Origin of the sequence: Streptosporangium amethystogenes, assembly GCF_000721075.1 — a bacterium.
In the GTDB taxonomy this organism is placed as follows: domain Bacteria; phylum Actinomycetota; class Actinomycetes; order Streptosporangiales; family Streptosporangiaceae; genus Streptosporangium; species Streptosporangium amethystogenes.
The window spans coordinates 42118-51020 of sequence record NZ_JOEQ01000044.1 but is presented as its reverse complement, the minus strand read 5'-3'; the positions used below and the strand labels follow the sequence as shown (position 1 = coordinate 51020).

Genomic DNA, 8903 nt, shown 5'->3' with positions numbered 1-8903 from the left:
CCTGGTCATCGAAACCGGCCAGATCCGCGAACGCGGAACCCACGACGAACTCCTGGCCGCCGGCGGACTCTACGCCGACCTCTACCACACCCAATTCGCTGAAGAGGTCACGGCGGACAGGGGCGGGTTCCACTGAGAGACCGGTGAAGACGGCCGCTGACGGCGGGCATCCGCACCCGCCCCCGAACGGGCCGTGGGAGTTCCACGAACCGGCGCCGCGGGTGGGTTCACACCGATCGCCGGCGCGGCGGCCTGGTGGCGACCGGGTCGCTCCGCGTCTCCGCGTCTCCGTGTCTAACCTTGACTCTGTCGGGGATCTTACAGTCGTCGGGGTCAGGGGCTGAGGGCACGCCAGGACTTCAGCCGAGGGATCCCACGCTGGTCCAGGAAGTTCTGGAAGGCGGTCGCTGGCCGGTGCGGGGGTGTTTCACCGGTCGGAGGCAGAGCGCTGAGGCGCTCGATGTTCACGGCGATGGCCGTGAACACGTGCTGTAGGTGGGCCTTCGGATGCCCCCGGTAGCGGCAGCGGCGCATGCCGTGTCCGTGAGCGAACTCGTTGACGGTGCCCTCGACTCCGGAGCGGACCGCATACCGGGCGTGCCAATCGGACGTCTGCTGTTCGGCGCGGACGCGGACTTGCAGGTCACGGAGTTCTCGCGGGGGAAAGCCCGCGTTCCGTGCGCTTTCGCGGGAGGTGGTGCACTGGGCGCGGACCGGGCACGGTTGGCACTGGCACTTGGTGAACCGCGCCACGATCAGCGGGGCCGCAGTGGGCGAGGAGGTCAGGTAGGGGCCGTGCCATCCCTTGCTGACCTGGCCTTGGGGCAGGTGACCTGTCGGCGGTCGAAGTCGATGTGGAAGTCGTCCCGGCCGAAGCCTTCGTTCTTGCGGTGCTGGCCGGTGGGGTTGCCCGGCAGTGGTCCGGTGACCGTGACCTGGTGTTCTCGGGCGGCCTGTTCCAGGTGGACCAGGGAGGTGTACCGGAACGGGGACGGACAGACAACGGACACCTCGACAACTGCATCGGCCTTCGAAACAGCATCAGGCATGCCCACTGATCACGCTGCCGCACCGGGAAACACCAAGATCCCCGACAGAGTCAAGCTAAGGGATGAGGTCGATCTCCACCTCGGCGGCGAGGGCCTGCAACGGAAACGGGTTCGATGTGATCACAGGGAGTCCGCGTCGTTGGGCGGTGTGCACGACACTGGCCGCGGTGAGCTGCTCGGCCGCGTATGGCCCGGCGGTGCGGAGGATCGCGGCCACGTCCGGCGCGCTGTCAGGTGTCAGATCGTCGATGACGCTGATCTCCATTCCGAGCAGTGCCTGCAGTACGGGAACGGCCTGGTCGGGGAGTTGCGCGAGTGCGGCGGTGAGCGAAGGCGCGGTGATGACGAGGGGAACGATGTATCCGCTGTGCTGGGCTCGTGACCACACCACGGCGTCGACGAACGGCGATGTGCGGCGGCTCCAGACCAGCAGGGCGCTCGTGTCGAGAACGCGGCCGATCACGCGGCGTGGCTACGGCGGACGGCGAACTCCCGATCGCGTTGCCGGTCGAGCTTAAGCATCTCCGGATCGGGCTCCCCGCCCATGATCTCCCGCAGCAGGTCGAGGTCACGTCGGCGATGCTCGTCGGGGTAGGTGATCTGCTCCTGGTCGATGCTCATGACCCGAGGGTACCCGCCGATTGCTCCCGGTCACCAGTGAACAGGGAGATGTCGCAGCCGCCGATCCGTAACCTCGTGGTCCCAGGTGTAGTGGGGGACCGGGTTGGGGGTCAGGCCGTCGCGGTGGCGTCCGCGTGCGGGGGCCAGGCAGCGGCGGATCATGAGATCACCTGCCCGGCGGCCCGCTGCCGCGCCTGCCTCGCGATGGTCTCCTGCCGTTCGGTCTCGGCGCGCAGGGCCGCAAGGTTGTCGGCGTCGACCGTCCGTTCGGCTCCGGCGTGGAACGCGACCGCGCAGAAGGGCTTCTCCCGGCTGGCCCACAGCCGTCCGGTGTCGCTGAGAATCAGCCGCCAGCCGGGGATGGTGGATTCAACGTCGGTCATTGGCTGGACCTCCCCTCAGATGTTCGCTCGGGCCTTTGGAATCGATGAGGCCGATCTCTTCGGCGAGCCGGATACTCACCCGCGCGACCTGCTGTCCCTCTCCGACGAAGCGATCGAGCTTGCCGCCTGGATCGAGAGGTGCGGGAAGCTGGAAGGCTGCTCGCGCGGACGTCACCGATCACCGTGACCATCGGATGCGTGCTCTACCACCCAGAGGCCATCGTGCTGAAAGTGCGGCCGGCCGAGCGCCTCTTGCCGATGCTCGAAGCGGTACGGGTGGCGACCCGCGCGGCTACCGGCCGAGACGGTGTGCTTGCCCACGAGCCGTGGACGCCCCACGTCACGGTGGCGTACAGCACCGCGAACGGGCCGTCGGCTCCAATCATTGCGGCGTTGGGGCGGCGGTTGCCGGAGCGTGAGATCACGATAGGCGGCATCAGCCTTGTCATTCAGGACGGTCCCGAGACCTCGTGGGACTGGCGCCCCGTCGCCGAGGTGCCGTTCGGCGCGGATCGCCATCAGGTCTTGCCCGAATAGCGGAAGACCGTCGCCGTACCTCTCTGGCGCTTGTGAATCTGGAGACCACAGGAAGCAGCCAAAGTGGTCCGGGAGTTTCTGGTGCGTGCCGGGCAACAGGCAGGGCCCCGGCGTTGATTCGTTAAGTCTGCTTTCCGTTAGTTGATCCGATGTTGTAGACGGCGAAGGCGTCATGATGGTCGAGGAGGTCGCGGCGCGCGTGGGCGATGTTGGCGCGACCTGCCAGACGGGCGGTGCTGATCGCCAGGTTTCTGAAGCCGGCCAGGGCTCTGGGCGCGGTCCCCGTCCTGACCTGGGAGTGATCCTCCCGGAATGTCACGTCGCGGATCCAGCGGAGACGGTTTTCCACGCCCCAGTGCGCGCGTTCGTAGTGGTTGAGATGAGCGGGCCCGGCCAGGTCGGCGGGCAGGCTGGTGATGCCGTACACGATTTCCTTGCTGGTCCAGGTGCCGTCCAGGTCACCGACGTCACGGCGGAGCCGGAAGGCCTGCCGGGCGCCGGGAAACAGGGAGTCATCGGCGGGGGCGGTGCGGATGGTGCGGTGTTCGGTACGGCCATGCCCGTGATCGTCGTCGATGGAGGTGGTGTCGGTCCAGTCGGCATCCGGGCCGGTCAGCAGGGCTTGGGCGGTAGCGCGGGCCGGCGGCGTGGAGTAAGCCGCGCGGCGCGGTGCCCTCGGTGGGGGCGTCTCCGCGCGGCTTCTCCCCGAACCGGACATGCGAGTTTCCCCGCATCCGGCTCTCCAGTGGTGCTACTGCGTGATCGACTGCTGGTGGTGGATGGAGGCATGACAGCGGGCGCAGATGATCAGGGTCTTCCGTCGACTGGTCCGCATGGCTTCCACCCATTCCGGTGCGGTCGTGGGGCTGTATCGGTTGAGGTCGGCGATTCGCTTGACGTGGTGGACGGTGATCCCGTCGCGCGAGTCGCATAGCTCGCAGATTCCGGCTGTGAGCCGGGCGATGAGTTGCCTTCCGCGCTGAGTCGGCCAAGCTCCATCGATAAGACGGGCGTGTTTGCGTCGACGCAGCGGGATGCCTCCGAATCTGGCCGTGGACACCTTACCCAAGGGGCTGCGCTGAGCCGCCTCGAAGCATCGACGTTTCCCGTATGGGGTCACGACGGTTGCTTGGTGGCGGTCTCGCATCACCCACGGTGGGCGGCGGTGCTTGGCGGCCAGGGTGGAGAACATCGACCGTTCCATCACCGAGCGGAGCTTGTTGAGCCGGTTGATGTTCCCGGCCAGCTGGTAGTACTGGACAAAGCCTCGATACTCCGTGCCGAACACGGCGATGATGTTGTAGTCGCTGGTGCGGATCAGATCGTTGCGGATCAGGGGTTTACTCTGTCCGCGCAGCTAGGTCCGGCATCTGGTCTCGACGGTTTCCGGTGGCACGCCCAGGGCGATGGTGCCGTTGATGGAACGACCGCCCTTGGTGCGCCAGGTGTCGGCCTGCCGGGTCCAAATGTCGTAGCCGAGGAACCGCGCCTTGTGGGTGCGGGCATGGGTGATCAAGGATCGAGGTAGGCGCCCAGCCGTTCCAGCAGGCTTGCGAGGTGCGGGCGGCCGACTGCCGGATCGCCGCGACGCTGTCGCTGCCGACCACGAGCGTCGCGCATGCGGTCAACGTCAAGATGACCACCAGCGGATGCCGCAAGCCGCAGGCCGAGCGGCGACCGGGCACGGCCGCCAACCGGCGCATCAACGCCGATTCCACCATGACCGGATCAGCCGTCAGCTCGGCTTCCCACAACGCCAGGTCAGCGAGCTGGTCAAGAGCAGGGACGAGAGGAGAGCTGGTCAGGGAAGATGGGGACACGAGCGCGACTCCTGCGACGATCTTCGGATTCGAGACCTGAAAGATCAGCAGAAGTCGCGCTCTTTCGTACTCCACCTGGCTAAACGCTCAACATCGCCATACCGCATCAGAACCCGGGAACGCCGGGGCCCTGGGGCAACAGGCGGTGCCCTTGTAGCGTGGTGTTGAAATCAGGAATCCACTTTCATGTTGACGGTGCCACGCACATCGGCCCGCCGACCGAGGGGCGGGAGGCCGAGCGCATCGAGTGGGTGCCACTCGCCGACATCCGCCGATTGATCGACAAGCACGACATCGTCAGCGGCACCAGCATGGCGGCCCTGTTGTACACCCTTGCCGGTCTGTAGCCGTAAAAACCGGTGCGTGACCATGGGGAAGACGCCTGCGACGGCCCTTGACAGCGGGATTTCCGGGGATCACGCTGTTGCGTATAGCGCTGCTTGTTCTGCTTTACGAAACCGGGGTTTGTTGCGATGATCCCTGTCTGTCCTCTCGCGAACCTTCCGCGAGGTGAGGCCCATCGGCTCGATGTCGACCCGCCCATCGCCGTCTTTCACACCGAGGACGGCGAGATCTACGCCGTGGACGACACCTGCACCCACCAGGACGCCTCGCTCTCCGACGGGTGGCTGGAGGGGTGCGAGATCGAGTGCCCGCTGCACGCGTCGAGCTTCGACCTGCGGACGGGACGGCCGAGCAGTCCCCCTGCCAAGCTGCCGCTGCGCACCCACCGGGTGGTGGTCTCCGACGACACCGTCTACGTGGTGCCCTCCGAGGAGCCCCCGAACCTGCCACCCGGCGTCCGCGCGGGCACGGTATGACGCCGATCACAGTCGTGGGAGCCTCGCCGGAGCGGGCGCGCGGGCGGGAGTCCACCGCCGGTCCGGTGCCGGGCTGCGCCCTCCTCACGAACGGCCGCCCTGACCCGTCGACGTGGCAGACCGAGGAGCGATCGTGACCGCGAGAAGCCTGCCGCCTAGCGTGATCGCCACCCTGCCCGGCGGCCACTACACCGACGAGAACATCTTCGCCCTGGAGCAGACCCGGATCTTCGAGTCGATGTGGTTCTGCGTCGCCCGTGCCTCCGACCTGGGAAAGCCGGGGGCCTTCAGGACCGTTCAGGTGGGCCGGGAGAGCGTCCTGGTCACCCGGGCCAGGGACGACTCGATCCGGGCCTTCCTCAACGTGTGCCGCCACCGCGGCGCCCGGATCCGTACCGAGGAGTCCGGCGAGGTCAAACGGGCCTTCCAGTGCCCGTACCACGCCTGGACCTACGATCTCGAAGGCAAGTTGATCGCCGCGCCGAACCTGACGAAGATGCCCGACCTCGACCGGGTCGAGTACGGGCTGGTCAACGTGGCCGTGCGTGAGTGGATGGGGTACGTGTGGGTCTGCCTGGCCGACGAGCCGCCGTCGTTCGAGGTGGACGTGATCGGTGAGGCGACGGTCCGGCTGGGCGACGAGCGGGCCATCGAGAGCTACGACATCGCCAACCTGGCGGTGGGCCGCCGGATCGTCTACGACGTGCGGGCCAACTGGAAGCTCATCGTGGAGAACTTCATGGAGTGTTACCACTGCGCCACCATCCACCCCGAGCTCACCGAGGTGCTGCCGGAGTTCGCCGACGGCTACGCGGCGCAGTCCTTCGTCGGGCACGGGGCGGAGTTCGGTGAGGAGATCCGGGGGTTCACCGTCGACGGCTCGGCGGGGGTGGACCGCATCCCGGGGGTCGGCGAGGAGCAGGACCGCCGCTACTACGCGATCACCATCAAGCCGCAGGTCTTCGTCAACCTAGTGCCCGACCACGTGATCTGGCACCGGATGTTCCCGCTGGCGGCCGACCGGACGATCGTGGAGTGCGACTGGCTCTTCCTCAAGGACGTGGTGGACGCGGGCACCGATCTCGGCCCGTCCGTCGAGCTCTTTCACCGGGTCAACGAGCAGGACTTCGCGGCCTGCGAGCGGTGCCAGCCCGCGATGAGCTCCCGGGCGTACGCTCAAGGTGGAGTCCTGGTGCCCAGCGAGCACCACATCGGGGCCTTCCATGACTGGGTGATCAACAGGCTGGGGGCCGGATCCGGTTGACGGCGGGAAGACGCCTATAGTGTGCGAAACCCTCCGTTTCGGGACGTAGGGCGAGCGGAAGGGGAGCGCGAGGATGGCCAGAAAGGCTCCGCGCGACGACGTCAACGAGGACGGCATTGAGATCGGGCCTCCCAAGGAGTGGGCGGCCGGCATACCGGGGGTGACCCGGTCGCTGCTGACCGCCAACGCCCAGATGGGCGTCGGTCGCACCCTTCTCACCCTGGCCGGGGTCAACCAGAAGGAAGGCTTCGACTGTCCGGGCTGCGCCTGGCCCGAGGGCGAGCACCGCAGCCCGTTCGAGTTCTGTGAGAACGGCGCGAAGGCGGTGGCCGAGGAGGCCACCGTCCGCAGGGTCACCCGTGACTTCTTCGCCCGGCACACCGTCGACGACCTGGCCGGGCACACCGAATACTGGCTGGGCCAGCAGGGGCGGCTCACCGAGCCGATGCACAAGCCCGAGGGCTCCGACCACTACGTGCCGGTGAGCTGGGATGACGCCTTCTCCCTGATCGCCCGGGAGCTGCGCGCGCTGGACAGCCCGGACGAGGCGCTCTTCTACACCTCGGGGCGCACCTCGAACGAGGCCGCGTTCGCCTACCAGCTCCTGGTGCGCAGGTTCGGCACCAACAACCTGCCCGACTGCTCCAACATGTGTCACGAGTCCAGCGGCTCGGCGCTCAACGAGACCCTGGGCATCGGCAAGGGCACGGTCTCGCTGGAGGATCTGTACCGGGCCGACCTGATCCTCGTGGTCGGTCAGAACCCCGGCACCAACCACCCGCGCATGCTCTCGGCGTTGGAACGGGCCAAGCGCGAAGGCGCCCGGATCGTCGCGGTCAACCCGCTGCCCGAGGCCGGACTGCTCCGCTTCAAGAACCCGCAGCGGCCGTCGGGGCTGGTGGGCAAGGGTACGACGCTGTCCGACCGGTTCCTGCAGATCCGGCTCAACGGTGACCTCGCGCTCTTCAAGGCGATGTCGCTGCTGCTGCTCGAAGCCGAGGAGGCCGCCCCCGGCACCGTGATCGACCGCGACTTCGTCGAGACGCACACCCACGGCTTCGACGACTGGGCCGAGGACCTGCGCTCCCTGGACTGGACGGAGGTCGAGGAGGCGACCGGGCTGGACCGCCCGGCCATCGAGGAGGCCGTACGGGAGGTGCTGGGCGCGAAGTCGGTGATCGTGTGCTGGGCGATGGGGCTCACCCAGCACAAGAACTCCGTCGCCACCATCAGGGAGGTCGTCAACTTCCTGCTGCTCCGCGGCAACGTGGGCCGCGCGGGCGCGGGGGTCTGCCCGGTCAGGGGCCACTCCAACGTCCAGGGCGACCGCACGATGGGCATCTACGAGAAGCCGCCGGCCCGGTTCCTGGACGCGCTGCGCGACGAGTTCGGCTTCGAGCCGCCCCGCGAGCACGGCTTCGACACCGTGGAGGCGATCAGGGCGCTCCGCTCCGAGCAGGCGAAGGTCTTCATCGCGATGGGCGGCAACTTCGTGTCCGCCACCCCCGACACGGCGGCGACCGAGGAGGCGATGCGCCGGGCCAGGCTGACGGTGCAGGTCTCCACCAAGCTGAACCGCTCGCACGCCGTGTGCGGGCGCGAGGCGCTCATCCTCCCCACGCTGGGGCGCACCGAACGCGACGGCGATCGTTTCGTCACGGTCGAGGACTCCATGGGCATGGTGCACGCCTCGCGAGGCAGGCTGCGGCCCGCCTCCGACGACCTGCTCTCCGAGGTGGAGATCGTCTGCCGGCTGGCCGTGGAGCTGTTCGGCGACGACCCGCACGTGCCGTGGCAGGAGTTCGCGGCCGACTACGACGCGATCCGCGACCGGGTCTCCCGGGTGGTGCCCGGATTCGACGACTTCAACGTCCGGGTTCGCGCTCCCGGGGGGTTCGCGCTGCCCAACGCGCCCCGCGACGAGCGTCGCTTCCCGACCGCGACGGGCAAGGCCAACTTCACGGTCAACGACCTACAGGTGCTGCGGGTGCCGCCGGGGCGGCTGCTGCTCCAGACGGTTCGCAGCCACGACCAGTACAACACCACGATCTACGGCATGGACGACCGCTACCGGGGCGTTCGCAACGGCCGCCGGGTGGTCTTCGTGCACGCCGGCGACCTGGTGGAGCAGGGTTTGGCCGACGGCGACCTGGTGGACCTGGTCAGCGAGTGGCCCGACGGTGAGCGCAGGGCGGAGGCGTTCCGGGTGGTCGCCTATCCGACCGCGCGCGGCTGCTGCGCCGCGTACTTCCCGGAGACCAACGTGCTCGTCCCGCTCGACTCGGTCGCGGACACCTCCAACACCCCCACCTCCAAAAGCGTCGTGGTCAGGCTCGTCCGGCGTGCCCCAGACGCTGGTTGATGTTCACCGGCCTCGGCGCTCGTGACCGGTGCGGGTCGGGACGGGG

The 8903-nt window shown here is 68.0% G+C and carries 14 protein-coding genes; 6 read left to right on the top strand and 8 right to left on the bottom strand.

What is annotated here, in order from left to right; all coding sequences use genetic code 11:
- Positions 1-333: 333 nt before the first annotated feature.
- From IG98_RS55010 to IG98_RS0138665, 5 genes are all read right to left on the bottom strand, one after another.
- Complete coding sequence (locus IG98_RS55010) at positions 334-753, bottom strand: transposase (RefSeq protein WP_211264301.1); 420 nt, start codon at positions 751-753, stop codon at positions 334-336.
- 29 nt (positions 754-782) lie between these two features.
- Positions 783-1010 (bottom strand): hypothetical protein, encoded by a 228-nt coding sequence (locus IG98_RS52870; protein ID WP_211264300.1) that lies wholly within the window; start codon positions 1008-1010, stop codon positions 783-785.
- 94 nt (positions 1011-1104) lie between these two features.
- Entirely contained in the window at positions 1105-1512 is a 408-nt protein-coding gene (locus IG98_RS0138675; protein WP_030924338.1) for a hypothetical protein, read from the bottom strand.
- Positions 1509-1670, bottom strand: a complete 162-nt coding sequence (locus IG98_RS51425) for a hypothetical protein (protein WP_157594774.1) — start codon at positions 1668-1670, stop codon at positions 1509-1511. The genes IG98_RS0138675 and IG98_RS51425 overlap by 4 nt, the downstream gene beginning before the upstream one ends.
- 158 nt (positions 1671-1828) lie before the next feature.
- The gene (locus tag IG98_RS0138665; RefSeq protein WP_030924337.1) at positions 1829-2053 is read right to left on the bottom strand and encodes a hypothetical protein; all 225 of its coding nucleotides are present in this window, start codon (positions 2051-2053) and stop codon (positions 1829-1831) included.
- A 138-nt stretch (positions 2054-2191) separates the two neighbouring features.
- Between IG98_RS0138665 and IG98_RS47810 the strand changes: the two genes are divergently transcribed.
- Complete coding sequence (locus IG98_RS47810) at positions 2192-2590, top strand: 2'-5' RNA ligase family protein (protein ID WP_169750269.1); 399 nt, start codon at positions 2192-2194, stop codon at positions 2588-2590.
- 121 nt (positions 2591-2711) lie between these two features.
- On the opposite strand, the gene IG98_RS47805 is transcribed toward IG98_RS47810, so the two are convergent.
- Genes IG98_RS47805 through IG98_RS51420 form a run of 3 tightly spaced genes read right to left on the bottom strand, consistent with a single transcriptional unit; the run spans position 2712 to position 4106 of the window.
- Positions 2712-3308 (bottom strand): transposase, encoded by a 597-nt coding sequence (locus IG98_RS47805; protein ID WP_051753492.1) that lies wholly within the window; start codon positions 3306-3308, stop codon positions 2712-2714.
- A gap of 33 nt (positions 3309-3341) precedes the next feature.
- The gene (locus IG98_RS45860) at positions 3342-3908 is read right to left on the bottom strand and encodes an HNH endonuclease (RefSeq protein ID WP_281178594.1); all 567 of its coding nucleotides are present in this window, start codon (positions 3906-3908) and stop codon (positions 3342-3344) included.
- Between the two features lie 39 nt (positions 3909-3947).
- Positions 3948-4106: a hypothetical protein gene (locus IG98_RS51420; protein WP_157594773.1), complete on the bottom strand. Its 159-nt coding sequence runs from the start codon at positions 4104-4106 to the stop codon at positions 3948-3950.
- Between the two features lie 41 nt (positions 4107-4147).
- Between IG98_RS51420 and IG98_RS0138640 the strand changes: the two genes are divergently transcribed.
- From IG98_RS0138640 to IG98_RS0138620, 5 genes are all read left to right on the top strand, one after another.
- Positions 4148-4450, top strand: a complete 303-nt coding sequence (locus tag IG98_RS0138640) for a hypothetical protein (RefSeq protein ID WP_030924333.1) — start codon at positions 4148-4150, stop codon at positions 4448-4450.
- A gap of 118 nt (positions 4451-4568) precedes the next feature.
- Positions 4569-4757, top strand: a complete 189-nt coding sequence (locus tag IG98_RS0138635) for a hypothetical protein (protein WP_030924330.1) — start codon at positions 4569-4571, stop codon at positions 4755-4757.
- A 126-nt stretch (positions 4758-4883) separates the two neighbouring features.
- Positions 4884-5231 (top strand): bifunctional 3-phenylpropionate/cinnamic acid dioxygenase ferredoxin subunit, encoded by a 348-nt coding sequence (locus tag IG98_RS0138630; RefSeq protein WP_030924327.1) that lies wholly within the window; start codon positions 4884-4886, stop codon positions 5229-5231.
- 133 nt (positions 5232-5364) lie between these two features.
- Positions 5365-6495: an aromatic ring-hydroxylating oxygenase subunit alpha gene (locus tag IG98_RS0138625; RefSeq protein WP_030924322.1), complete on the top strand. Its 1131-nt coding sequence runs from the start codon at positions 5365-5367 to the stop codon at positions 6493-6495.
- Between the two features lie 73 nt (positions 6496-6568).
- The gene (locus tag IG98_RS0138620) at positions 6569-8857 is read left to right on the top strand and encodes an FdhF/YdeP family oxidoreductase (RefSeq protein ID WP_030924321.1); all 2289 of its coding nucleotides are present in this window, start codon (positions 6569-6571) and stop codon (positions 8855-8857) included.
- Positions 8858-8903 lie beyond the last annotated feature (46 nt).